The sequence below is a fragment of the Planctomycetota bacterium genome (genome assembly GCA_035574235.1).
Taxonomy (GTDB): Bacteria; Planctomycetota; MHYJ01; order MHYJ01; family JACPRB01; genus DATLZA01.
This window is the reverse complement of record DATLZA010000107.1, coordinates 21059-45128: the sequence shown is the minus strand read 5'-3', so window position 1 is coordinate 45128 and position 24070 is coordinate 21059. Positions and strand designations below refer to the sequence as shown.

The 24070-nt window shown below is 69.5% G+C and carries 21 protein-coding genes; 10 read left to right on the top strand and 11 right to left on the bottom strand.

The features are described 5' to 3' along the window. The coding region (locus VNO22_09785) for a class I SAM-dependent methyltransferase (protein HXG61656.1) at window positions 1–730 on the bottom strand (730 nt) is incomplete at its 3' end. A gap of 22 nt (window positions 731–752) precedes the next feature. On the opposite strand from VNO22_09785, the gene VNO22_09780 reads away from it, so the two are divergent. Beyond that, a complete protein-coding gene (locus VNO22_09780) occupies window positions 753–1727 on the top strand; it encodes a hypothetical protein (GenBank protein ID HXG61655.1) in 975 nt (324 codons plus the stop codon). Here the strand turns inward: VNO22_09780 and VNO22_09775 are convergent. The 6 genes from VNO22_09775 to VNO22_09750 all read right to left on the bottom strand — a co-directional run bounded on the left by VNO22_09775 (window position 1718) and on the right by VNO22_09750 (window position 8490). Further along, window positions 1718–2806, bottom strand: a complete 1089-nt coding sequence (locus tag VNO22_09775) for a class I SAM-dependent methyltransferase (protein HXG61654.1) — start codon at window positions 2804–2806, stop codon at window positions 1718–1720. The two genes, VNO22_09780 and VNO22_09775, sit on opposite strands and share 10 nt — an antisense overlap. Continuing rightward, a complete protein-coding gene (locus VNO22_09770; GenBank protein HXG61653.1) occupies window positions 2803–3258 on the bottom strand; it encodes a hypothetical protein in 456 nt (151 codons plus the stop codon). The genes VNO22_09775 and VNO22_09770 overlap by 4 nt, the downstream gene beginning before the upstream one ends. 102 nt (window positions 3259–3360) lie before the next feature. Beyond that, complete coding sequence (locus VNO22_09765) at window positions 3361–5274, bottom strand: sodium-dependent transporter (protein ID HXG61652.1); 1914 nt, start codon at window positions 5272–5274, stop codon at window positions 3361–3363. 119 nt (window positions 5275–5393) lie between these two features. After that, complete coding sequence (gene fmt, locus VNO22_09760; GenBank protein ID HXG61651.1) at window positions 5394–6332, bottom strand: methionyl-tRNA formyltransferase; 939 nt, start codon at window positions 6330–6332, stop codon at window positions 5394–5396. A 4-nt stretch (window positions 6333–6336) separates the two neighbouring features. After that, window positions 6337–7467 (bottom strand): FAD-dependent oxidoreductase, encoded by a 1131-nt coding sequence (locus VNO22_09755; protein HXG61650.1) that lies wholly within the window; start codon window positions 7465–7467, stop codon window positions 6337–6339. Window positions 7468–7500: 33 nt separating this feature from the next. Then, entirely contained in the window at window positions 7501–8490 is a 990-nt protein-coding gene (locus tag VNO22_09750; GenBank protein HXG61649.1) for a S8 family serine peptidase, read from the bottom strand. 526 nt (window positions 8491–9016) lie between these two features. On the opposite strand from VNO22_09750, the gene rnc reads away from it, so the two are divergent. The 5 genes from rnc to VNO22_09725 are packed head-to-tail and all read left to right on the top strand — an operon-like array spanning window position 9017 to window position 15105. Then, complete coding sequence (rnc, locus tag VNO22_09745) at window positions 9017–9739, top strand: ribonuclease III (GenBank protein HXG61648.1); 723 nt, start codon at window positions 9017–9019, stop codon at window positions 9737–9739. Between the two features lie 18 nt (window positions 9740–9757). After that, complete coding sequence (mfd, locus tag VNO22_09740; protein HXG61647.1) at window positions 9758–12766, top strand: transcription-repair coupling factor; 3009 nt, start codon at window positions 9758–9760, stop codon at window positions 12764–12766. Continuing rightward, window positions 12763–14265, top strand: coding sequence for a sulfatase (locus tag VNO22_09735; GenBank protein HXG61646.1), 1503 nt, complete (start codon window positions 12763–12765; stop codon window positions 14263–14265). The genes mfd and VNO22_09735 overlap by 4 nt, the downstream gene beginning before the upstream one ends. Before the next feature lie 55 nt (window positions 14266–14320). Next, complete coding sequence (locus VNO22_09730; GenBank protein HXG61645.1) at window positions 14321–14623, top strand: hypothetical protein; 303 nt, start codon at window positions 14321–14323, stop codon at window positions 14621–14623. Beyond that, window positions 14620–15105, top strand: a complete 486-nt coding sequence (locus tag VNO22_09725; protein HXG61644.1) for a DUF6036 family nucleotidyltransferase — start codon at window positions 14620–14622, stop codon at window positions 15103–15105. Before VNO22_09730 ends, VNO22_09725 begins: the two co-directional genes overlap by 4 nt. A gap of 67 nt (window positions 15106–15172) precedes the next feature. On the opposite strand, the gene VNO22_09720 is transcribed toward VNO22_09725, so the two are convergent. Next, on the bottom strand, window positions 15173–15991 hold the full coding sequence (locus tag VNO22_09720) for a hypothetical protein (GenBank protein HXG61643.1): 819 nt from the start codon (window positions 15989–15991) through the stop codon (window positions 15173–15175). 166 nt (window positions 15992–16157) lie between these two features. Between VNO22_09720 and VNO22_09715 the strand changes: the two genes are divergently transcribed. Further along, window positions 16158–18155: a hypothetical protein gene (locus VNO22_09715; protein ID HXG61642.1), complete on the top strand. Its 1998-nt coding sequence runs from the start codon at window positions 16158–16160 to the stop codon at window positions 18153–18155. An 87-nt stretch (window positions 18156–18242) separates the two neighbouring features. Continuing rightward, complete coding sequence (locus tag VNO22_09710; GenBank protein ID HXG61641.1) at window positions 18243–18833, top strand: hypothetical protein; 591 nt, start codon at window positions 18243–18245, stop codon at window positions 18831–18833. A gap of 3 nt (window positions 18834–18836) precedes the next feature. Here VNO22_09710 and VNO22_09705 read toward each other — a convergent pair whose 3' ends face one another. From VNO22_09705 to VNO22_09695, 3 genes are all read right to left on the bottom strand, one after another. Further along, window positions 18837–20870, bottom strand: a complete 2034-nt coding sequence (locus tag VNO22_09705) for a DEAD/DEAH box helicase (GenBank protein ID HXG61640.1) — start codon at window positions 20868–20870, stop codon at window positions 18837–18839. A 101-nt stretch (window positions 20871–20971) separates the two neighbouring features. Further along, entirely contained in the window at window positions 20972–21733 is a 762-nt protein-coding gene (locus VNO22_09700) for a hypothetical protein (GenBank protein ID HXG61639.1), read from the bottom strand. Between the two features lie 70 nt (window positions 21734–21803). Beyond that, window positions 21804–22061, bottom strand: a complete 258-nt coding sequence (locus VNO22_09695; GenBank protein ID HXG61638.1) for an SWIB/MDM2 domain-containing protein — start codon at window positions 22059–22061, stop codon at window positions 21804–21806. Window positions 22062–22240: 179 nt separating this feature from the next. On the opposite strand from VNO22_09695, the gene VNO22_09690 reads away from it, so the two are divergent. Beyond that, the gene (locus tag VNO22_09690; protein HXG61637.1) at window positions 22241–22744 is read left to right on the top strand and encodes a PilZ domain-containing protein; all 504 of its coding nucleotides are present in this window, start codon (window positions 22241–22243) and stop codon (window positions 22742–22744) included. Between the two features lie 43 nt (window positions 22745–22787). Further along, on the top strand, window positions 22788–24062 hold the full coding sequence (locus VNO22_09685) for an MFS transporter (GenBank protein ID HXG61636.1): 1275 nt from the start codon (window positions 22788–22790) through the stop codon (window positions 24060–24062). The last annotated feature ends 8 nt before the right edge of the window (window positions 24063–24070 follow it).

Here is a 24070-nt window from a genome sequence, read left to right as displayed (position 1 = left end):
GCGGGACCCGCCGCCGGGCCCCCAGCCGCCGCAGCGCGCCGCGCTGCCACTCGACGTTGAAGCGGCGCACCCGCACATCGCGGAAGCCCGCGCGCTCGAGGAGCGTCCGGAGGGTCGATTCCGAGAAATGCCAGACGTGCTCGGGCGCCCCGAAGGGGCCGACCCGCCCGGGAGGCACCTCGGCGGCGTTGCCGGTTTCGAGCGCCAGAACGCCTCCGGGCAGAAGTCCTTCGCGGCAGCGGGCGAATTCCCCGGCGGGGTCCGGCACGTGGCTGAGGACGTTGAAGAGCAGCACCGCGCCGAACCGGCCCGGCGGGCGTTCCCGGCGCACGTCCAGGCCGAGGCGCTCGCGGGCGAACCGGACGTAGGCCTCCGCCGCCTCGGTCCCCGCCACGCGCCAGCCGCAGCGGCGGAGCTCGTCGAGCAGATACCCCGCCCCGCAGCCGACTTCGAGGGCCGAGCGTTCGGGGGCCGCGCGGAGGGCGCGCTGCACGACGGCCAGGCGCAGCCGGGCCTCGAGCCGCTTCTCGTAGGCCGCGCGGATTTCCGCCGCGTGGTGAAACGTGGCGCCCGCTTCCTCCTCGTAGAGGCGTTCCAGGTCTTCCGCCGACGGAAGCGGCCACAGGAAGACGAGCCCGCAGCGCGCGCAGCGCCGGTAGGTGCAGCCCGCCTCCTCGTGATGGGGCGGGGCGTCCCGGCCTCCGCAGAGCGCACAGCGCGGTTCGTCCATGCGGGGATATACTACCCCGGAAATGGCTTTCCCCTGCCCGGCTCCCTATCGCGCCGCCCTGGCGCTTTCGATCGACTGCGACGGCTGCACCGCCCGCCGCCTCGAGGAGGTCCTGGGGTATTGGGCCGGGGACGGGCGCACTCCCTGGGGCCCCGCGCTCGGACTTCCCGTGGCTTCCTCGATGTTCGTCTACTCGCGCAATCCCGCCGCGCCGCCTCAGGCGGCGTATCTCGACGGAGACCGCGACGCCCTCCGTGAAGCGTGGCGGCGGGGCTGGATCGACAGCCTTCACGGCCTCGGAGACTTCGGCCCCGCGTCCCCCTGCACGCGGGAGCTGGCCGCCCGCGCGTTCGACGCGCTGGCCGCCGACGGGATCCGCCTTTCGGTCTGGACCAACCACGGCGGGCCGGAGAACGTCCAGAACCTCCTGCGTCCCGGCGCCCAGGGGGATGTGCCGGGCTCGCCCGCCTATCTGGCGGATCTGGCCGCGGCGTACGGAATCCGATTCGTCTGGCCGAGCGTGCTGACGCCCCTCGTCGGCCAGGACCGGGAAGCGACGCCCGCCGAGTATTACCGCGCCTGTCCGGACGCGACGTCCGGGAAGCGCCGGCTGGCCCGCTGGGCGCACTTTCTGGGGACGTCGGCCGTGCGCCGCCTGGGCGTGGAGCCTTATCCGGGGAACGCCCTTCTGCGTCCCGCGCGGCTCCGGGACGGGCGCGAGGTCCTGACTTTTCTGCGCTACGGCCGATGGAGACGGGACACGATTTCGCTCCTCCCGGAGATCTTGAGCGCGGAAACGCTCGATCGGCTGGTCGCCTCGCGCGGAGCGATGGTGGTCTATCTTCACATCGGACCCTCGCGGGACGAGACGCCGGAGCGCCTGGCGGCGGGTCTTCGGGCGCTCGAGGACGTGGCCCGGCGGTACCGCGCGGGCGAGCTTTGGGTGGCCCGGACGGCGGACCTTCTGGCGCGGGCCGCCGGCGCGACTCAGGCGTAGTTCGGCGGGAGATCGAGGAGGACGAATTTCCGGGCGAGTTCCGGGTCCCCCTCGGCGACCTTCCGGCGCTCGACGCGGAGCGTCGGGGGCAGAAACGGGTGCGGCCGCCGCGCGGCGAGCGAAAGAGCGTCTCCTTCGTCGCGAACGTCGTAGATCGGGTTGATCGAGCGGCCGCCGGTGAAGAAGTCGGCCTCCGGATAGAGGCGGGGATCGACCCCCGCCGCCAGGGAGACGGCCTCGTCCGGATGGGGTCCGGGTCCGGAGAGATCCAGGACGCGCTCCGCGAGAAACCGCTCGAGGATCCGCCGCTCCGAATGAAGGCTCGGCGAGCGTTCCCGGAAGAGATCCAGAATCCGCGCGGAGGCGAGGGGAGGCTGCACGGAGGGGCCCTGGAAGGCGGGATCCTGGAGATGCGGCACGAGCACCGGTCCGCGGGCCACGCGCAGGAGCTCGCGGGCGGCCCGGAGGCGGTCGTGGAGGAAGTAGAAGCCGTCCGCGCAGACGGCGGCGGCGAAGGCGCCGTCCCGGAAAGGCAGTTTTCCGGCCGCGTCGGCGCAGACGAGGATCGCCTCGGGGGCGACGAATCGGCGGGCGAGGTAAAGGAGCGCGAAGTTGAGGTCGAGCCCGACGACGGCGGCTCCGGGAAGTTTGCGGCTCAGGGCGCGGGTCACGTGGCCGGCGCCGCAGCAGAGGTCGAGGACCGGGCCTTCGCGGAGGGGCGCCAGGAACGCCAGGGCGGCGATGTAGCTCGGGTCGCTGAAGCGGTACCGGAAGTAATCGAGATCCGAGGCGCGCCCGAGGCGGGCGACGAGATCGATGAACCGGGTTTCGCGGCGGGCGGCGGCGCGGGCCAGGCGCGCGGTTCCCGGAAAAAGCCTCCGCAGGAAGGCTCCCGCGCGGGTCCGGGGGGGCGGCCGGTGGAGGGCGAGAAGTTCGCCCAGCGAGAACTCGCGATCCCGTGCCGCGTCGGTGAGGAGGGGGATGCCCTCGACCACGGGATAGGAGCCGCAGGAGCAGCGGAGGCGGGCCCCGGACTCGCGCAGGTCCGCGCCGCAGCGGGGGCAGACCAGAGGGATCATCGGGCGTCCGAGGCGCCGAGTTCGCCCAGGAGGGCGCGGAGCCGTTCCCGGTAGCGTTCGCGGACGGCGTCGAGCTGCTTGAGGTCGCGCTGGGCCCAGCGGTGGGCGAAGATCTGGATCGTGATGTAAAGCGCCGCGGCGCCGGCCAGGAAGCACGCGACGCCGAGCGTCGGGTCCACGGCCCGCTGGAGGCTGAAGCCGACGCCCGCCAGGATCGCCACGATGAAAAGCGGCCGCATGATGCGCCAGCCGAAGCGGCGGTACCAGACGTGCTGGGACTTGGCGTAGAAAGCGTGGCGGTGTTCCTCGTCGCGCGCGCGGAGGAATTCGAAGAGGAGGCGCTGGTCGGGGAAAAGCTCGGCGAGATCCTCCAGGGCGGAGCCGTATGAGCCGGGGCGTTCGATTTCCCGCTCGAGGAGTTTGCGGAGGCGTTCGCGGGAGTGGGCGTCCACGGGTTTACTTCTTGGGCCCCGACAGAAGTTTCAGGACGCAGTACACGTTCAGCCAGACGACGGCGGCCCAGGTGAGCATCATGAAGACGGCGGCGGAGGGCTTCATGCGGGGACCTCCCGAGGCGACGCGGGTCGGTTCTTCCAGGCCACATGAATGAGCACGAGGAAAACGAGAAAGACGGCGGCCATGAGGATGCGGGTGACCCAGATATAGGGGGCGCGGTGGAGGGCTTCGAAGACGAGGGTGACCCGGGCGGGGGCGGGGGAGGGACGGTCTTTTTTCTCCTCGTATCGCCAGCCCTGGAGCGCCAGCCAGCGTTCGAAGGAGCCGGCGTCCAGGACTTCCCGCAGGGCGGGATCGGCGAAGAAAGAGACCACCCGGGCCCGGCCCTGGCCGTCGAGTTCCACGTCGGCCATCGCGCGCAGGTCGCGCCGGGCGGCGCGGACGGCGTCGAGGACGGATTTTTCGATCCCTTCGAGGCCCTTCCGGGCCTGCTCCCGCTCTTCCGGAGGGGTTCCCGGCGGGAGGCCTTTGCGGAACTCTCCGGGGTACCGGGCGCGGTTTTCGACGCCCCAGCTGATCTTGGGAGAGGGGATCAGCGTGTCGTTGGCCACGGCGTCGTAGAACCAGGCGCCCAGGATGGCCAGCAGGGCCACGGGCGTGACGTACTTCATGACGAAGTAGAAAAACCGGGGCACCTGAAGATCGGCCCCGCGATGCATTTCTTCCCAGCCGCGGTCCATGCCGAAGATCCAGGCGAAGAGAACGACTTCGATGAGGGCGCACACGACCAGGCCGATGGTGCCCGCCCAGAAGTCCATTTCGTCGAGGACGCCGTACTTGAAGAACCAGATGACCGGCAGGGTGCCCAGGAACCAGAAGAGCCCCACGAGGAGGGCGGAGCCTTCGCGGCGCAGCTTGAACTCGTCCTGGAAGAAGGCGACGACCGGCTGGGCCACCGCGACGGAGGAGGTGAAGGCCGCGAAAAAGAGGAGGAGGAACCACATCGTCCCGAAAAGCTCCAGTCCGGGGGTGTTGCGGAGGATTTCGGGCATGGAGACCATGCCGATGGCGAAGGTGCCGGAGCCGGCGATTTCGGGGATCCGGCCGGCGCCGAAGAAGACGGCCGCGGCGGGAATGGCGATGATGCTTCCGAAGATGACTTCGACGAATTCGTTCGTGGCGGCGGTCGTCAGGCCGGTGAGGGTGACGTCGTCGTTCTCGCGCAGATAGGACGCGTAGCACTCCATGGCGCCGAAGCCGATGGAGAGGGTGAAAAAGATCTGTCCCGCGGCGGCGATCCAGACCTGCGGTTCGAGAAGGGCCTTGAAGTTCGGGGTCCAGAGGAAGTCGAGCCCCTGCCAGGCGGTGCCCTGTTTCTGGCCCAGCGTGAACACGCGCACGGCCAGGACGACGCAGAAGAGGAGCAGGAGCGGCATCGCGATCTTGGCCAGAAGCTCGATGCCCTTGGCGACGCCGCGGTAGAGGACCCAGATGTTCAGGAAGAGCGTGATGAGGAAGAAAACGAACGCCGGGACAAGGCCGGCGAAGTAGGAGTGCGTGGGGGTGTCTCCGAGAAACTCCGCGAGGAATACTTCGAGATCGACGGTGCGGCCGGGGGTGCTTTCGAAGAATCGGGTCAGGGAGAAATACCCGTATCCCAGGCACCACGCCTCGATGTAGGTGTAGTAGAGGCAGAAGACCAGGGGCATCGCCACCCCGAGGACGCCGACGTACTTGGCCAGGGGGGTCTTCCACATCCGATCGAACTGTCCGGGAAGGCTGCCGTGTCCGAACCGGCCGCCGTAGCGTCCGATCGTCCAGGCGATCCACATCATCGGCAGGCCGAAGACGAGGAGGGAGACGACGTAGGGGATCATGAAGGCGCCGCCTCCGTTGGTGGCGGCCTTGCCGGGGAAGCGCAGGAGGTTGCCGATGCCGACGGCGTTTCCGGCGGCGGCGAGGATGAGGCCGATTCGGGATCCCCAGCGTTCGCGCTCCGCGGCGTCTCCCATCCATCCCCCCTTGCCGTCCGGCCGGCAGGTTTGGGCGGATCGTATCGGATCGGAAAAGCGCTTTCAACATAAAACGCCGGAACGCCGCGCCGGCGTCGGCCGGGTTGGGCTCGAAGGCTTCAGGCGAAGAATTGTCCGGCCTTGGGCTGGTAGCCGCTGATGAACTCGGCGGCCGTCATGCGGCGCTTGTTTTCCGGTTGAAGCTCGAGAACGGTCACGTCGCCGTCTCCGCAGGCCACCCGGAACGAGTCCTTGTCCACAGCCAGAATCGTGCCGGGACGGTGGGAAGGCTTTTCCGGGTAGCGCTGGCCGCGGACCTTGTAGAAGAGGATCCGCTGGCGGCCTCCCAGGTGGCTGAAGGCGACCGGGTAGGGGATCAGCGCGCGCACGAAGTCCTGGATTTTCCGGGCGGGCTTGCGCCAGTCGATGCGTCCTTCGCCCTTATCGAACTTTTTGGCGTAGGTGGCCTCCCGCTCGTCCTGCGGCACTTCGACGGCCCGGCGTTCCTGGACCGCCTGGAGGACCTCCAGAAGCAGATCGGCCCCGATCTCGGCGAGGCGGTCCTCCATCTCCGGAGTCGTGGCCTCCGGCGGGATGGGGACGCGGGTGATTCCGAGGATGGGGCCGGCGTCCAGCTTCTCCACCATTTTCGTGATCGCCACGCCCGTATGGGTTTCGCCCTGGAGGATGGCGCGGGCCACGGGTTCGGCTCCCCGGTACTTGGGCAGAAGGGAGGGATGGATGTTCAGGCAGTAGAAGCGCGGGAGCTGGAGGATCTCGTTGCCGAGCTTCTGCCCGTACGCGGCCACGACGATGACGTCCGGCGAAAGCGCCCGCAGTTCCCGCAGGAACTCGTACTCGTTGCAGTTTTCGGGCTGGTAGAGGAAGACGCCCCGCGCCGCGGCCGCTTCCTTGACGGGGCTGGCCTGGAGCTCGCGTCCCCGGCCGGCGGGCCGGTCGGGCTGGGTCACCACGGCCATCACGCGATGGGGAGACGCCAGGAGCTTTTCGAGCGCCGGCACGGCGAACCCGGACGTTCCGAAAAAAACGATGTTCATGGCTTCAGAGGACGTTGGTTTCCCGAATGAGTTTGCCTTCGCGGAAGCGTTCGAGCCGCAGGCAGGAAATGTCGAGCGAGGTCTTTCCCTCCGTGAGGAGTTCCGCCAGGAGGCGGCCGGCCGCGGGGGCGTGCATGACGCCGTGGCCGCTGAATCCGCAGGCGGCGTAGAGCCCGGGGCCGACGGGTCCGAGCACGGGGTGGTGGTCCGGGGTGACCTCGTACAGGCCCGCCCAGACGGTGCGGACTTCCGCGCGTTCCAGGATCGGCACGCGGCGGACGGCGAGAGCCGCCGTGCGTTCCACGAACCCGTCGTCCGGGGTTTCGTTGAAGCCGGGGGGCTCTTCCCATTCGGCGCGTCCCACGAGGAGGCCGCCCGACTCGCTGTGGAGGTAGACCCCGGTGGCGAAATCGATCGTCATGGGGACGGGATGAGGCAGCTCGGGAAGCGGCTGCGTGACGAAGCATTGCCGGCGGACAGGTTCCACGGGGATCTCGCAGCCCAGGGCGCGGCCCACGCGGCCCGACCAGGCGCCGGCGGCCAGAACCGCGCGCGCCGCGCGGACGGGTCCGGCGCTCGTCCGAAGCGTCCCGCCCTCGCGGCCGAGGACTTCGTGGCCGTAGAGAAAGGTCACGCCCAGGTCGCGCGCGCGGGCCACGTATCCCTGAAGGAAGTCCGCCGGCGAGCCGTATCCGTCGCGGCCGTGGAAGGCGCCGCCGAGGACGTCGTCCGTCCTGGCGAAGGGGGCGCGGGCGGCCACTCCGCGGGCGTCCAGAAGTTCCACGTTCATACCGAGCCGCCGGTGGAGGGACGCGTTGCGTTCGAAGAGGCGCAGGTCGTCGGGGCGCGTCGCGATCCAGAGGTAGCCCGCCTGATGGAAGGTCGTGGGGACCCCCATTTCCTCCGGAAAGCGTTCGAAGTCCGGCAGGGACAGAAGCGACAGGCGCACGTTGATTTCGCTGGAGAACTGGGCGCGGATGCCTCCGGCCGCCTTGGCGGTGGATCCGGTTCCGGCGGCGGGCTCTTTTTCGAGGACCGCCACGTCGCGGCAGCCGCGGCGGGCGAGGTGGTACGCGACGGACGCGCCGATGATTCCCGCGCCGATGATGGCCACGTCGTAGCGGCGGTCCGCCATGCGGCGCTTATTCTACGGGGTCCGGGGGACGATTCAATGTTTTGTCCCCGGCGGCCCGGCGGAGGCCCGCTCCACCGCGCGGCGGGCGTGGACGCGCCCGCGGCCGAAGTACGGGTCCGGCCCCGGCGCTCCCAGATCCTCCGCCGACTCGGCCAGGAGGGCGACGAGTTCCTCGGCCGAGGCGCGCGGGCGGACGGCCAGCATCAGGGCGAGCGTTCCGGAAACCATGGGCGCGGCGAACGACGTTCCATGGCGCCAGGCGTAGCGGCCGCCGGCGGCGGTCGTGAGGATCGAGACGCCCGGCCCGCTGAAATCGATCCAGTCGCCGGTCGTCGAAAACCCCGCCAGGGTGTCGGCGGCGGTGGTGGCCGAGACCGCCAGGGCGCGCGGCGAAGCCGCCGGATAGTGGGGGGTGGAGTCGCCCGTGTTCATGGCGCTGGCGACGACCAGGCATCCCCGGCCCCAGGCGTACTCGATCGCCCGGTCCAGGCCGAAGGACGGGCTGGTCCCGCCCAGGCTCACGTTGATGACGCGCGCCCCGTGGTCGGCGGCGTAGACGATGGCGCGGGCGATGTCCGAATAAGAGGCCCAGTTGTTCGCGTCGAGCGCCACGAGGGGCATCACGCGGACGCCGGGGGCGACGCCCGCGCCGCCCACGGCGTTGTTCGCCGCGGCCGCGGCCGTTCCGGCGACGGACGTGCCGTGCCCCAGCACGTCCGAGGTGTCCCGCGTTTCCCTCAGGAAGTTCCAGCCGGGAACCAGGGCTCCGCGCAGGTCCGGATGCGCGGGATCCACGCCCGAGTCCACGACGGCCAGGATCGCCGGTTCGCGGCCCGCCGCGAGCGCCCAGGCGGCGGGCCCGTCGAGGGTGCGAAGGTGCCACTGGGCCGGATAGCAGGGGTCGTTGGGCTCGGCGCCGGCCCGGGCGACTCCGTCGGACTCGATCCATTCGAAGGCGTCCGCGGCGACCGCTTTTTCGAGGCGCGGCGCCGGGGCGCCCGGTTCCGCCTCGAGAATCCACACGCCGATCGCTTCGAGCCCTTCCCGCCGGCGGAGTCCGGTTCCGGCCAGGAATTCCTCCGCGCGGGCGGCCGCCCCCGGGCGGAGTCGGGCCAGGAATCGCCGGGGAGGCGCAGGATCGGCCGCGCCGCCCGGCCCCGCCGCGGTCCACGCCGCGTCCGAGGCGATGTCTCAGGAGCCCGGGGCCGGCAGGGACTCCCCCAGGCCGGGGCCTCCGCCGTCCCCGTCGCCGCATCCCGGCAGGGCCAGCCCCGCCGCCAGGAGTGCCGTTCGAAAGAGGCGCGTCCTCATCGGAGCGCCCCGCCCCATCCGGTCCTCCCTGCGGAACCGGCCGGCGGCTCGACGTTACAGGGATTCCGCGGACGTTGCTTTTCCCGCCCCTGTGTGATAAGAGAAGCGAAGGCGCCCGGCCGAGAGGGACCCGGGAACGCGTTTTGCCCCTGATCCCGCGGATAGACGGTATCCCCGGAATCACCGGCAAAGCTCCCTGCTCCCGTCGGGCGCGGTTCGATTTCGAGACGGGGACTCCATGGAAACGACGCGCCCCAACGAGGAAGAAATTCTCCGGCATCTCGAAGGCAAGATCGGGTACCGCTTCCGGGACGCGAACCTGGCGGTCCAGGCCCTGACGCACTCCTCCGCCAAGGACAAGGACCTTCCCTGCAACGAGCGCCTGGAGTTCCTGGGGGATGCCATTCTGGGGCAGGTGATCAGCGAATACCTCTTTCACCACTTCCCCACCTATGAGGAAGGGGAACTCTCCACGATGAAGTCGATCATCGTCTCGGCCAAGACCCTTTCCGAGCGGGCGCGGGAGCTGGAGCTGGACCGGGTGGTGATCCTGGGCCGCGGGCTGGCGGAGAAGCGGACGCTTCCGCGCTCGATCCTCTGCAACGCGTTCGAGGCGCTCGTGGCGGCGCTCTATCTGGACGGCGGTTTCGACGTGGCCCGGGAGTTCGTCCTGACGAACCTGCGGCGCAAAGTGGACGAGATCCTCAAGGACGAGCACGAGAAGAACTACAAGTCGCTGCTTCAGGACTACGCGCAGCGGACGATGGCGAAGATCCCCTGCTACCGCGTCACCAAGGAAGTCGGGCCCGATCACAAGAAGATGTTCGAGGTCGTCGTCGAGCTCGACGGGCTTCAGTACGGTCCCGCCTGGGGAGTCAACAAGAAGGAAGCCGAGCAGCGCGCGGCGAAACTCGCGCTCCAGCAGCTCGGTCTTCTGACCGTGGAGGCCGAGGCCCCGTAGGCGGGGGGCGGTGCCCCGGTGTCCGTCTCCCCGGCGCTGGAGCGGATCGACGCGGCGCTGGCCGGCGGGGGCTCCGTGCGGGTCGGCGGCGCATGGGGATCCTCGTATGCCCTCCTGGCCGCCCGGGTGCCCCGTCCGGCGCTGGTTCTCGTCCCCACGCCCGTCGAGGCCGAACAGGCGGTGGAGGACTTCGCCTGTTTCGAGGCGCGCGCCGAGCTTCACCGGGGCCTTCGGGACGCCGAGCGCTTCCGGGCCGGGGAGATCGATCTTCTCGTGGCGGCGCTGCCGGCCGCCCTGGCGCCGCTGCCTGCGCCCCGCCGGGTCGAGGCGGCCCGCTGGACCCTCGTCCCCGGAATGCCCTTCGACCTCCAGGAGGCCGCGCGGCGGCTCGTCGAGGCGCGCTACGAGCGCGCGGCCGCCGTCGAGCGGCCCGGCGAGTTCGCGGTCCGCGGGGGCCTTCTCGATCTCTATCCGCCGACCGCGGATCGGCCCCTGCGCGTCGAGCTTCTGGGCAACGCCGTCGAGTCCGTGCGGGCGTTCGACCCGGCCTCCCAGCTTTCCACGGAGGCGCTGGCGCGGGCGGAGATCAGCCTGGTTCCCCTGGATGCTCCCGGGGAGGCGACGCTCCTGGATTATCTGCCGGCCCGCGCGGCGGTCGTCCTGAAGGAGCCCGCCGAGCTGGAGCAGCGGTCGCCGGGGTGGGCGCGCGCCTGGCCTGAAGGGGCGCGCCGGGCGACCCTTTCGATCTCGGCGCTTCCGCAGCCGGAAGCGGAGAACCTCCGGATCCGGTCGCTTCAGCGGTTCAGCGGGGTTCTCGCGCGCGTCGAGGAGGAGCTGGCCGCCGTCCGCCGCGGACGGACCGTCGTCTTCTGCGCCAACGAAGGCGAGGAGCGCCGGCTGCGCGAGCTCGTGCGCTTTCCGGTGGAGATCCGCCGGGGCCGTCTGGGCCAGGGCTTCGTCTTCGAGGAGATCGACGCCACGTTCGTTTCGCATCACGAGCTTTTCAACCGGTACCGGCTGCGCCGGGGCCCGGTCCGCCGGGCCGAGACGCGCCCGATCGACGCGCTGCTCGAAATCGGCCCCGGCGATCTCGTGGTCCATGTAACCCACGGGATCGGGCGCTTCGTCGGCATCGACCGCCGGGACGGGAAGGAGTTCCTCGCGATCGAGTACGCCGGCGGGGCGCGCCTTTTCGTGCCGGTGACGAACCTGGACCTCGTGCAGAAGTACGTGGGCGGGGGCGAGGCGGCGCCGGCGCTTTCGGTCCTGGGAGGCGCCGCCTGGGGAGCCGCCAAGGCGCGGGCCGAGCAGGCGGTCGAAAAGCTCGCCCGGGAGATGCTGCGGGTGCAGGCGTTGCGGGAGATGGAGCTCGGCACGGCGTTCCCGCCGGACCCCGAGTGGCAGCGGGAGTTCGAGGCGGCCTTTCCCTATGAGGAGACGGAGGATCAGCTCCGGGTGGCGGAGGAGATCGCGCGGGACATGCACTCCCCGCGTCCGATGGACCGCCTCGTCTGCGGGGACGTGGGGTACGGGAAGACCGAGCTGGCGATGCGGGCCGCCTTTCGGGCCGTCCTGGCCCACAAGCAGGTGGCCGTGCTCGTGCCGACCACGGTCCTGGCCCAGCAGCACGGCCAGACGTTCCGGGAGCGCATGGCGGACTACCCGATCCGGATCGAGGTGCTCTCGCGCTTCCGCTCGCGCGCGGATCAGGCGCGGGTGGTGCGGGATCTGGCGGAAGGACGGGTCGATATCGTCATCGGCACCCACCGGCTGCTCCAGCCGGATGTGCGCTTCAGGGATCTGGGGCTGGTCGTCGTGGACGAGGAGCAGCGCTTCGGCGTCGAGCACAAGGAGTTCCTCAAGCGGCTCCGCGCGACGGTGGACGTTCTGACGCTCACGGCGACGCCGATTCCGCGGACGCTCCACATGGCGCTCCTGGGGATCCGGGACATTTCGGCGCTGACCACGCCGCCGCAGGACCGGCTGGCGATCCAGACGGAGATTCTTCCCTACGACGAGCGCCGGATCCGGGAGGGGATCCTGCGGGAGCTGGAGCGCGGCGGGCAGGTGTACTTCGTCCACAACCGGGTGCACTCGATCGACGAGGTCCGACGGCGCCTGGAGTTTCTGGTCCCGGAGGCGCGGTTCGCCGTGGGGCACGGCCAGATGGACGAGGAGGAGCTGGAGCGCACGATGGTGCGCTTCCTGGAGCGCGAGGTGGACGTCCTGGTCTGCACAACGATCATCGAGAGCGGACTCGACATTCCGAACGTCAACACGATCTTCATCGATCAGGCGGATCTCTTCGGCCTGGCGGATCTCCACCAGCTTCGGGGCCGCGTGGGGCGCTATACGGTGCAGGCCTATTGCTACCTGCTCCTGCCGCGGGACCGGCCGATCGTGCCGCAGGCGCGCAAGCGGCTCAAGGCGATCGAGGAATTCCAGGAGCTGGGAGCGGGCTTCAAGATCGCGCTGCGGGATCTCGAGATCCGGGGCGTGGGGAACCTGCTGGGCCGGGAGCAGCACGGCCACATCGCGGCGGTCGGATACGATCTCTACTGCAAGCTGCTGGAGAAGGCGGTGCGGCGGGCGCGCCGGGAGCCCGTGGCGGAGCCTCTGGAGACGCACGTCGATCTCGGGGAGCCGGCCTGGGTGCCGGAGGAATACGTGCCGGACGTGCGCACGCGGATCGAGGTCTACCGCCGCCTGACGGGATGCCGGTCGGAGGAGGATCTGGAGGCGGCGGCGCGGGAGCTGGAGGACCGCTTCGGCGCGCCTCCGGAGCCGGTGCGCAACTTTCTCCGGTCGGTGAGGGTAAAACTGCGGGCGGCGCGCTGGGATCTGGCGTCGCTGGCGCGGGGACGGGAGGGCCTCGTGGCCAAATACCGGGATCGCCGCAAGGCCGAGGCGCTCCGCCGGCGCCGTCCGGAGGCCGTGCGCCTCGTGGACGAGGAGACGCTGCTCATCGTGGACGGCGACCCGGCGGCGCTCCTGGCGCCTCCGGAAAAGGAAGGAGACGGCGGATGAGACGGTTCGCGGGAGGGTTGGCGGCGGCGCTTCTGGCCGGCGGGTGCGCGGGACGCGGCGGCGACGTCGCTCCGGAGGCCCGGCGGCCGAACGTGCTTTTCATTCTGACCGACGACCAGCGGTGGGACACCGTGGGGCTGAGCGGACGGTCGGTCGTGCCGACGCCCCACATCGACCGCCTGGGCCGCGAGGGGGTCTATTTCCGGAACGCCTTCTGCACGACCTCGCTCTGCTCGCCGAGCCGGGCGTCGATCCTGAGCGGGCTGTACGCCCACGCCCACGGGGTGATGGACAACTTCACCGAGTACCCCGAGGCGCTTCCGACCTGGCCCCGGGCGCTCCAGGAGGCCGGCTACGAGACGGCCTACGTGGGCAAGTATCACATGGGGGAGGACAACGACGATCGCCGCCCGGGCTTCGATTTCTTCGTCACGCACCGGGGGCAGGGAAAGTACTGGGACACGGAATTCCGGGAGAACGGGGGCGAGCGGCGGGTGCTCCGCGGGTACTACACGCACGTCGTCACGGAACTGGCGGAGCGCTGGATCCGGGGGCGGCGCGGGGACCGGCCGTGGGCGCTCCTTCTGGGCCACAAGGCGCCGCACAGTTTCTACGTGCCGGAGCCCAGGTATGAACGCGCGTTCGACGGCGTGGACGTGCGCTATCCGGAGTCGGCGTTCCGGCTGGACGACAATCCATCCTGGTACCGGGACCGGCTGGACACCTGGCACGGAATGTACGGGCCGCTGTTCGACTTCCGGAAGAAATGGCCGGACCGCAGTCCCGAAGGCGTGGCCGCGTTCGCGGCGATGACGCGCGCCTACTGGGCCACGATCCGCTCGGTGGACGACAGCGTGGGGCGGCTGCTGCGGCTTCTTCAGGAGCGCGGGGAGCTGGACCGCACGATCGTCGTTTTCACCGCCGACAACGGCCTCCTCAACGGCGAGCACGGGATGGTGGACAAGCGCACCATGCACGAGCCGAGCATCCGCGTGCCGCTTCTCGTGCGGTATCCGGGACTGACGCCGCCGTCGCGGCCGAGGATCGTGGACGAGATGGTTCTGACGGTGGATTTCGCTCCGAGCCTTCTGGAGCTCTGCGGCCTGAAGGCGCCGGAGCGGCTCCACGGCCGGAGCTGGGTGCGCCTGGCGCGGGGGGAGAAGGATCCCTCCTGGCGCCGGAGTTTTCTCTACTGCTACAACTACGAGAAACAGTTTCCCTACACGCCCAACATCCGGGGCGTGCGGACGGCGCGGTGGAAGTACGTCCGTTATCCGCGGGGGGACGGCCGCACGGACAGCCATCCGCCGGAGCTTTTCGACCTCGAGCGCGATCCGGAGGAAGTCGTCAACGTGGCGGCCGATCCGCGGCACACCGGGACGATCCGGGAGCTCGAGGCGGAGCTGGCGCGCCTTCTGGCGGAGACGGGGGCGGATCCGGACCGGATGCCTCGGGACGAGGGGATCCGCAAGGAGCTGCCCGATCCGAGGATCCGGTGAGGCCCGGAGGGGGAGGCCGCTGGTCCGCGCGGCGCCGCCGCGCTATCATGAGAGCATGCGGCTGGAGGAGCTTCCGGGCGGGGACCTGGTCGGCCGGGGGCTGGCCGACCTCGCGGCGGGGCGGGAAACGGAAGAGGCGCTGCTCGTTTCGATCGGCGCGTCGCGGCTCCGCCGGGCGGGGCTTGCGGTCCCGCCGGCGGTTCCGGACGCGGACCGGCGGCTCTACGCGCTCCTGGCCGCGCGCTTCGGCGACGACGCCCATGCGCGGTACAACGCCCTGGTGCGGCGGCTGATCAGCTTCGAACGGAGCCTGGAATGCGCGAGCCGGCCACGGGAGAGCGGATCCGCCGCTTCATGAGCCGCCTCGGCCGGGCGGTGCGCGGCGAGGCGCGGGCCTATCTGGTGGGGGGCGCCACGGCCGTGCTTCTCGGGTGGCGGGAAAGCACGATCGACGTGGACCTCAAGATCGTCCCGGAGCGGGACGACTTCTTCCGGGCGCTCCCGGAGCTTAAAGAGGAACTCCGCCTGAACGTCGAGCTGGCCAGTCCGGATCAGTTCATCCCGCCGCTTCCGGGCTGGGAGGAGCGCAGCCTTCCCCTGGGCCGCGAGGGAGCGGTCGAGTGGTTTCATTACGACCTCTACGCTCAGGCTCTGGCCAAAATCGAGCGCGGGCATGAACGCGACCGGGAGGACGTCCGGAAGATGCTGGCGCTGGGGCTCGTCGAGCCGTCCCGGTTGAGGGAGCTTTTTGTCCGGATCGAGCCGGATCTGATCCGATATCCCGCGCTGGACCCGCGTTCGTTCCGCGCGAAGCTCGAGGAAGCCCTCCGGAGGGGATAGCGGCGGGCGGACCCTCTCCGCGGCGCGTTCGGGAATCCCCGGGCCCGCCTCTCTCCCCGGCCGCCGATCAGTGTCTGGATCCGCGCGACTTCGGGAACACGCGCTCGAGGGCGGCGCGCTCCGACGGCGCGAGGTCCCGGAACATCCTGTCGTCCGGCGTCACATGCTCCCGGCGCGCGATCTCGCGGATCGCCTCCTTGATGAACTGCGCGCCCGAGAAGGACACGTGCTCCTCGATGTCGTAGAGCCGCACCAGGGGTACGAGCGCCCGGCGGTCGCCGACGCGCGTGAGCGCGTCCACGACGCCGTCGCGGACCCGGCGGCGGCCGTCCCCGAGCATCTCGAGGAGGTCGTCCACGCCGCCCTTCTCTCCCAGATCGATCAGGATCCGGTGGATGCGGACCTTGGCGGCCTCGCAGCAGTGGACGAGCGTGCGGTCATGGTTGCGCCGGATCGCGCGGTTGAGTTTTCCGAGCTGCTCGAGAAGCGTCCCCGCGGCGCGCCGGTCGTGGAGGACCCCGAGAAGATCCACGAAGCTCTCGAGGAGATAGACGTCCTCGCAGCGGCGCACCTCGGCGATGTGGTTGAGCGCGTGAAGGATCACGTTGAGCGAGGGCTTTCCGATCTCGGCGAGCGCGTCGGAGAAGTTCGCCAGGGCGTGCGGGTGATCGGGCTTCTTCTTCAGGAGCGTGTGGACGAGCGCCTCGGCGGCCTCCTGGCCGTATTTGCCCAGCTCGCTGATCGACTGCGCGCGGACGTGGTAGTCGTCGGAAAGCAGGTCGCGGATGTGCTTCTGGATTTCTTCTCTTCGTTCGGGCGTCAGAACGGCGGAACCGGTCCTCTCCTTCGCCGAGCCTCCAGGCTTCTCCGGTTCGGGCTCACTCATCGAGTACCCTCCTTTCATCCCACTCGTCCCAACACGAAAACGGCCACGCGCACGGGATCGATCGCTCTGCAAGATTATACACGTCGCGTCGCGCAACACAATACCCCGCGGCGCGCTTTTTCGAAAAACGTCGCGCGTTCCGGCAACGTATCTCTCGGAGGCCGCCATGCGTTCCGTCTTCTTCGCGGTCCTGGCTGCGGCGACGCCGCAGGATGCGCCGTCCGTCGATCTTTCGGCGTACGATCCGGCCTGCGGCGTGCGCGTCGAGCGGCGCGGCGCGCTCCTGGAGGTTTCCTGGGACGGCGGCGGCGTCGCGTGCGGCGCCGCCTTCGACCCGGCGCCCGGCGCTCCCCTGGTGGCGCGCCTGACGGCGGGCGGATCCGTCCTCGCGCGGGGAGTCCGTCCCGTCTACGTCGTGACCGCCGGCTCTCGCGCCGTGCGTCCGGGAGAGCGCTATGTCTTCTTCGACAAGCCCGCCTCGCGCCCGCACACCCGGCACGAGGCGTCCCTGGACGCGGGCGGCGCGCGCGTGGAGAGCGCCGGTCGCCGCGTCCGCATCCGGTTCCCCGGGCTTTCGGCGGGTCCCTTCCGCGGCGAGCTCGCCGTCACGCTGTACGCGGGAAGCCCGCTCGTTCATTTCGAAGCGGTGCTCACCCCCGACCGGGCCCAGAGGGCGTACATCTACGACGCCCTCCTCGAGGGCGATTTCGGCGCGTACGCCTGGAAGGACGTCTCGGGCGGATGGGTTCGCGAGGCGCCCGGCGGAGAGCCCCGGCCGATCGTGGCGCGCCACCGGACGATCCTGGCGGAGTCGGAAGGAGGAACCTTGGCGGTCTTCCCTCCGCCGCATGCGTTCTTCTTCCCGCGCGACCACACGGACAACTTCGGATTCGTCCAGGCGGGCGGGCGCCGCTTCGGGCTGCGCCAGGATCCCGACCGCAAGAACGCCTTCGTCCCGTGGTTCGACGCTCCCGAGGGGCGTGCTCAGCGGATGGGGATGTTCGTCCTTCTTCACCCCGGCCGGGCGGAGGGAGCCCTCGAACGCGTCCTGCGATACACCCGAGGCGACCGGTTCGCGCGCCTCGAAGGTCGCGCGACGTTCACGAGTCACTGGCATCTGCGGCTGACGGTCGCCGAGCTGTCGGGCCGCCCCCGCGCCCCCGAGGCGGTGAAGGTTTTCAAGGACATGGGCGTCGAGATCGTCCATCTGGCGGAGTTTCACGGGGATCCCGGCGCCCACCGGCCCGACGATCCCGGTCCGCGCCGTCTCCCGGAGCTTCGGGCGATGTTCGACCTCTGCCGCCGGTATTCGGACGACGAAATCCTCCTCCTGCCGGGGGAGGAAGCCAATATGAGGCTCAATATGCCGCCTCCTCCCGGGACCCATCCCGGCCACTGGGTCTACCTCTTTCCTCGTCCCGTTTATTTCCTCGGGGTGCGGCCGGAAGGCACTCCGTTCGAAGAGCGCCTGGAACCGTACGGACGGGTCTATCGGGCCGGGACCGAAGAGGAAATGGCGGAAATCCTCCGCCGCGAGGGAGCGCTCGCCTGGACGGCGCATCCGCGGATCAAGGCTTCGTTCGCCTGCCCGGACAGCTACCGGCACAAGGAGTGGTTTCGGAGCGACCTGTGGCTCGGAGGCACGTGGAAGGCGATGCCGGCGGATCTGTCGCACGGCAGGCTCGGGGTCCGGTCGCTCGATCTTCTCGACGACATGAACACCTGGGGCGCGCGCAAGTATGTCCTCGGGGAAGTGGACACCTTCGAGCTCGACCGGACGCACGAGCTCTACGGCCACATGAACGTGAATTATCTCAGGCTCTCCCGGCGCCCCACGGTCGACGACGGTTCGCCCGTGCTGGAGGCGCTGCGGCGGGGCGATTTCTTCGTCACCACGGGGGAGGTGCTCATCCATTCCTTCGAGGTCTCGGGCGGGCGGGCGCGGGCGGAGCTGGAGTGGACGTTTCCCCTGGACCACGTGCGGATCGCGTTCTGGGATGGACGGGAGGTCCGGCATCGGACGCTGCCCCTGCCGGAGACGGAGGAGTTCGGCCGCCGCGCGTTCGAGTGGCCGCTGGGGAGCGCGGATCTCCGGTGGGTCCGGCTGGAGGCCTGGGACGCGGCGATGAACGGCGCCTTCACCCAACCGGTCGAACCCCGGTAGTCCTTTTCCTTCCGGCGGATCGGGGGTCTGGTTTAGATTCGAGGCCGGCCCAACGCCCGGGATCCCAGGCCCGTTGAAAGGAGGACGATGGTGCTTCCCTTCGCGCTCTGGCTGGCGGCCGCCCTTTCCCAGGAGGAGGGGCCGCCCGTGGTCGACGAGGCCTTCATGCGGCTCCGAGCGGGCGTGTGGGCCTCGCGCGGCTTCGACTTCGAGGCGGTCCGCCCGGGCGGCCTCAAAGTCCATTCCGACGACGACGCGCTCGCTTCGGGGGGGCTGGACGCGGGGTTCTCCTTCCTGGGGCACTATGTCCTTTTCGGGACGGTGGAGGCGGCCGGGACGGACGACGTGCGCTCGGAGCTCGCGGGCCTTTCGCTGGGCTACCGGGAGTTCGCGCAGCCGTTCGATCCTCCGGGGGTGCCGGACGAGGTCCTCATCTACGCGGGCGGGATCTGGGGGCGCTTCGAGGTGGACGCTCGCGGTTTCGGGGATTTCGACGACGGCTTCGGGTTTCGGGCGGGGCTGGCGCTTACGTGGCGGCCTTCGCGGCCGGTGGCGCTGAGCCTGGTGGCCGAGTATCGCCTCATCGAATTCGACTATGAGGAGCCGGTCGTCGAGGGCGACCGGGAAGCGGGGGGATCCTCCGGTTGGGTGGGGCTGGGGTTGGACGTGCGGTTCTGAACGTCACTCCTCGGGGGTGGTGTCGATCGCGGGGGGCGCCGGGGGTTCGGCCTGGGCCGCGGGGGGCACTTCCTGGGGCTGGGGCTCCTGGGTTCCCAGACGGAGCTGGCGTTCGGCGTCCACGACGTCCCGGTTGAGGCGCCGTGCCGCGCCGCGCAGCTTCTGGCGGAGGGGATCCCCCTCGGGGAGCGCGTACTGGGTGTTGCGCAGCAGCTGGAGCGCCAGCCGGAAAAAGCGCACGAGGTCGCCGTCCGAAGCTCCCGTGTAGGACTCCAGATCCGCCCAGGAGCATCCGCGCGCCCAGGCGTGCACCGCCGCGGCGAGCTTGAACTCCAGCGGTTTGATCCGGTCCTCGATCTCCTGCGCGTCCTCGGCCCGCAGGATGTCCTCGACGACCCCCAGGGACGCGCGGCGGATCCATCGGAAGCGGCCGTCTTCGAGCTTGCGCGCCCAGTCTCCCTTCTTGGCCTCGTAGACGATGGCGTGAAAGAGAACGCACAGTTCCTCCTCCGAGAGCTGCTTGAGGACGCCGCGGAAGAGAAGCTCGGAGACCTGAAGCTCGTAGCCCTGGATCTGGCGGGCGAACTGCCCCTTGGGCGTCAGCTTGTGGTCGCGGATGTAGCCGAGGTGGCGCAGGACGGTGAGCTTCTTGCGGATCTGGGAGATCTTGTTCTGGACCACGCGCTGGCCGCGCTTGAGGGCGAGAAAATTGGCGAAGGACTTCTCCGCGGCCGTGTAGATGCGGTTGCCCAGGCGCTCCCAGAGGGTCAGAAGCGTCGCGTAGGACAGATTGAACTGGGACCGGATGGGTTCGAGGGGTCCGAAGAGGACGCGCTCGATCTCGGCCGCCCGCACGTGGGGCCACTCGACGACGCTGTAGACGTAGCCGATTTCGTCGATGCCGCGCCGCCCGGCGCGGCCGGACATCTGGTGATGCTCGCGCGTCTTGATCGGCCCCATGCGGCGGCCGTCGAACTTGAAGATGGAGTTGAAGACCACGGTGCGGGCCGGCATGTTGACTCCCACGGCGAAGGTCTCCGTGGCGAAGAGCAGCTTGAGGAGCCCCGTCGTGAAGACGCGCTCGATCACTTCCTTGAGGGTGGGCAGGAGCCCCGCGTGGTGGTAGGCCACGCCCTTCTCGAGAAGCCGGCGCAGGTGGTCGGTGGTGGCGTCCTCGGAAAGGTCGAAGCGGGCCAGGAGCTCGTCGTACGCGGCCAGGATCCGGCGGCGCTCGTCGGCCGAAAGAAGCGGCCGGTGGACGAGCGAGGCGAACTCCTCGCACTCGCGGCGGTTGAAGGCGAACCAGAGGGCCGGGAGCCGCCGGGATTCGGCCAGGTGGTCGATGAGGGAGGCGCGCCAGCGGTTCGGATTGAGGTTCGGGTCGATCTTCTGGACGAAGGAGCGGAGGTCTCCCTGCTCGTGGCGCTTGAGGTCGGCCATGGATTTCAGGCCCAGGCCGGGGACGAAGAGCTCGTGCCGCAGGGGGACGGGGCGTTTCTCCTCGACGATGACGTGCAGCGGGATGTGCGGACGGATGGTGCGGATCCAGCGGGCCAGGGCCTCGAGGTTGGGGACGGTGGCCGACAGACACAGGATCCGAATGTGCTCGGGCGCGAAGATGATGGACTCCTCCCAGACCGTGCCGCGCTCGATGTCGTCGAGGTAGTGGATCTCGTCGAAGATGACGTAGCGGACGTCGTGGAAGGCTTCCGGGGACTCGAAGATCGTGTTGCGGAAGATCTCCGTGGTCATGAGGATGACCTGCGCGTCCGGATTGAGCGTGACGTCGCCGGTCTTGATGCCGATGCGGTCGCCGTAGAGGGCGGTGAAGTCGCGGAACTTCTGGTTGGAGAGCGCCTTGATGGGGGCCGTGTAGAGGACGCGGGCGCCTTCCCGCAGGCAGCGCTCGATGGCGTACTCGGCCACGAGGGTCTTGCCCGCGCCCGTGGGGGCGGCCACGATGAGGGACTCGCCGGCGTTGACGACCTCGATGGCGCGCTCCTGGAACGGATCCAGGGTGATGCCCTTATACTCCATGAGCGGGGGGAGCGCGAAGAGGGAGGAAGGGGCGGGGGCGGGTTACGGGAGAAGGATCCACGCGGGGTCCGTGTCCTCTAACCCGCCGGGCCGCGCCGGGGTCAGGGCTTCTTCTCTTCGGGCTTCTTCTCCTCCTTGGACGCTTCCTTCTGGGCGGCGACCGCTTCGTTCCAGAGCTGGAAGTTCTCGGCGAAGGCGCGCTCTTCGAGGGTGACGGGGAGTTTGAGCTGAGCCTTCCGGCTGATCTCCTGAAGCCGCTCGGGGCCCCACCCGGCCGAGGGCGGGAACCGGGCCAGGACCTCCTTGTACTTCTTCACGCGGTCGAGTTTCTCGGCCAGCTCCTTTTCCTGTCCGAGCGCCTTGAACTTTTCTTCCTCCTCCTTGCGGAGGCGTTCGGCCAGTTCGCGGGCCTCCTTCTCGCGCCGCTCGGCTTCCTTGCGCAGCTCCTCGTTCTGGCGCGCCAGGTCCTCCTGGATTTTCTTCTTCTCTTCGGCGAGGCGCTTGAGCGTGGCGGGGTCCAGATTCTGGAGCTTTTCGATCGAGCGCACGTCCTTCTTCTCGATCGTCAGCGTTCCGTTGAGACCGGGGTACTCCCAGCTCAGGTCGAGGGTGAGGGCCGAAAGCTTGGAAAAATCGACCGGCTCGGGAGCGGGCGCCTCGGCCGGAGCCGCCTTGCCGGAGCGGGGCGGGGCCTTCTTGGGCGGCTCCGCCGTGGGAGGCGGCGCCAAGAGCCCCGTGATCGTGTTTCCGCTGCGGAACGTCACCCGGATCCGGTCGCCGACCTTGAGGTCCTTGTAGAACTCCTCGGCCGACTGGACGCAGGGAAGCAGGGACAATACGAGATACAAGGTGCCAGCCGTCATATAACCCAATGCTAGCACCGGATTGCCGCGCGGTCAAATCAAAGATCCCCGGTCCTCCGGGGAAAATCGATTACTTCAGGTGCTTGCTGACCAGGGCGGTCATCTCGAACATGGAAACCTGTTTCTTGCCGCCGAAGATCTCCTTGAGGGTGTCGTCGGCGTTGATCATGCGCTTGTTCTTCTGGTCCTGCAGGCCGTGCTTCTTGATGTAGGCCCAGAGCTTCTTGGCGACCTCGCTGCGGGGGAGGGGCTTCTCCCCGGTCACTTTGGCCAAAGCCGGGCTGGGCTGCAGCGGCTTCATGAACGCGCTTTCGGCCTTCTTGGGCATGCGTTTCTCCCTCTGCGGAAAAGTTTAATGGGGACCCATTAGAAGGAAAAAGAGGCCGGCGCGCAAACAAAATCCGCCTGGGGGCGGCGGGGAGGTTCGAAACTCCTTGACGCAGGGGGGCGTCCTCTTTATCCTGCGGCAGGCTCCGAAGAGGGGAGAGGGGGGGCCGTAAGGAGGGAATGCTGATGGTTACTCAGGTGGAGATCGCCCGCCGCGTGGGCCTGGACGTCTCGAGCGTCAACAAAATCCTCAACCGGCGCCCGGGGCCCGTCTTCCGCAAGGAGACGATCCGAAAGGTCTTCAAGGCCGCCCGGGAAATGGGGTACGACTTCGGCAAGCTCAAGCACCAGCACCGGCGCCGCCACCCGCGCCGGGCCCTCTCCCTGGGAGCCGAGCTCTACATCTACCGGAAGGACGGCACCCTCTACGACCACGGCATGGCCACGATCCGCGACATCTCGCTCGGCGGCGCCCGCATCAGCGACGTGACGCTCCCGACGGGAACGCTGCCCGTGGAACCCTTCTCCGTGGGCCTGCGCTCCATGCAGAAGCCCATCGAGGGCGTCGAGATCCGCGGGCACATCGTGCGCTTCCACCTGAACGGGGACGCCAGCTTCGGCGTCCAGTTCGCGCCCCTCGAGCCCGCGCTCGAGAAGAAGCTCCGGCGGATCGCCAACGGATAAGGTATCGGAGACCGCGAGGACGCAGGCCCACAGGACCCGCAGCGTGATCGAATCCGTCCCCCGCGCGCCTCGCTCCGCCCGCTATGCCCTGGCGGTCATCTTCTCGGCCAACTTCCTGAGCTACCTTGATCGACAGCTCGTCAGCGCGCTGGAAGAACCCATCCGCCGGGACGTGGGGCTCACGAGCGCGGAGTTCGGCCTGCTCTGGACGCTCTTCACGCTGGGGTACATGGCCTGCTCGCCCTTCATCGGGTACGCCTCGGATCGGCTCCGGCGCCCGCTGCTTTTCGCGGCGTGCATCGTGGTCTGGAGCCTGGCGACGCTGGCGTCCGGCTGGGCCCCCACGAAGGGCGTGCTGTACGTCTCCCGGGTGCTCATCGGGCTGGGCGAAGCCGGCTGCCTTATCGTCGGATCGGCGCTCATCAGCGATTACTTTCCGCGGGATAGCCGGGGCCGCGCGCTTTCGGTCTTCTACCTGGGGCTCCCCATCGGGGGAACCGCGGCCTTCATTCTCGCCGGGATCTTTCTCAAGCTGGAGCTCGGCTGGCGCACCCTGTTCTACGCGGCCGGCCTTCCGGGGTTCGTGGTGGCTCTCCTCATCGCGCTCCTGGCGGATCCGCCGCGCGGAGCCACGGATCCCGCCGGCGATCCTCACGCCCCGGTCCGGGGCGGCGGCGTGCGGGAGTACCTGAGGCTCTTCCGGACGCCGACGCTTCTCTGGATCGTCCTGGCGCAGGCCTTCGCGGTCATCATCCTGGTCCCCCTCATCCATTTCGGCGTCGAGTTCTTCGTGCAGGAGCGCGGCATGGAAAAGGGCCGCGCCCGCATCGCGCTCGGCGTCATTGCGCTCATCGCCGGCGGCCTGGGCAACACCTTCTCCGGAGTGATCGGCGACCGCCTGGCCCGCCGGTTCCGCGGCGCCTATGCGGCCATGGCGGGCGTCAGCTTCCTCCTGGCGCTCCCCTCCCTCCTGGTCGGCTTCCTGGCGCCCCGGCCGGCGGTCTTCCTGCCCGTCCTCACCCTGGGCGCGTTCTTCATCTTCCTCTGCATGCCCGCGGTCAACACGCAGATCGCGAACGTCACCCACCCCACTCAGCGCGCCATGGCGTGGGCCTTGGCGGTCTTCGTCCTGCATCTCCTGGGCGACACCCTGGCGCCGCCGGTCTTCGGCCTCGTGGATCACTCCCTGGGACGCCTCCAGGCGTTCCTCATCTTCTCGGCCGCGCTCGTTCCGGCCTCGCTGTGCTGTTTCCTGGCGGCCCGGACCTCCGCCCGGGACGAGACCCGCGCCGCCACCCTCGTTCCCCAGGGGGTATAATTTTCCCG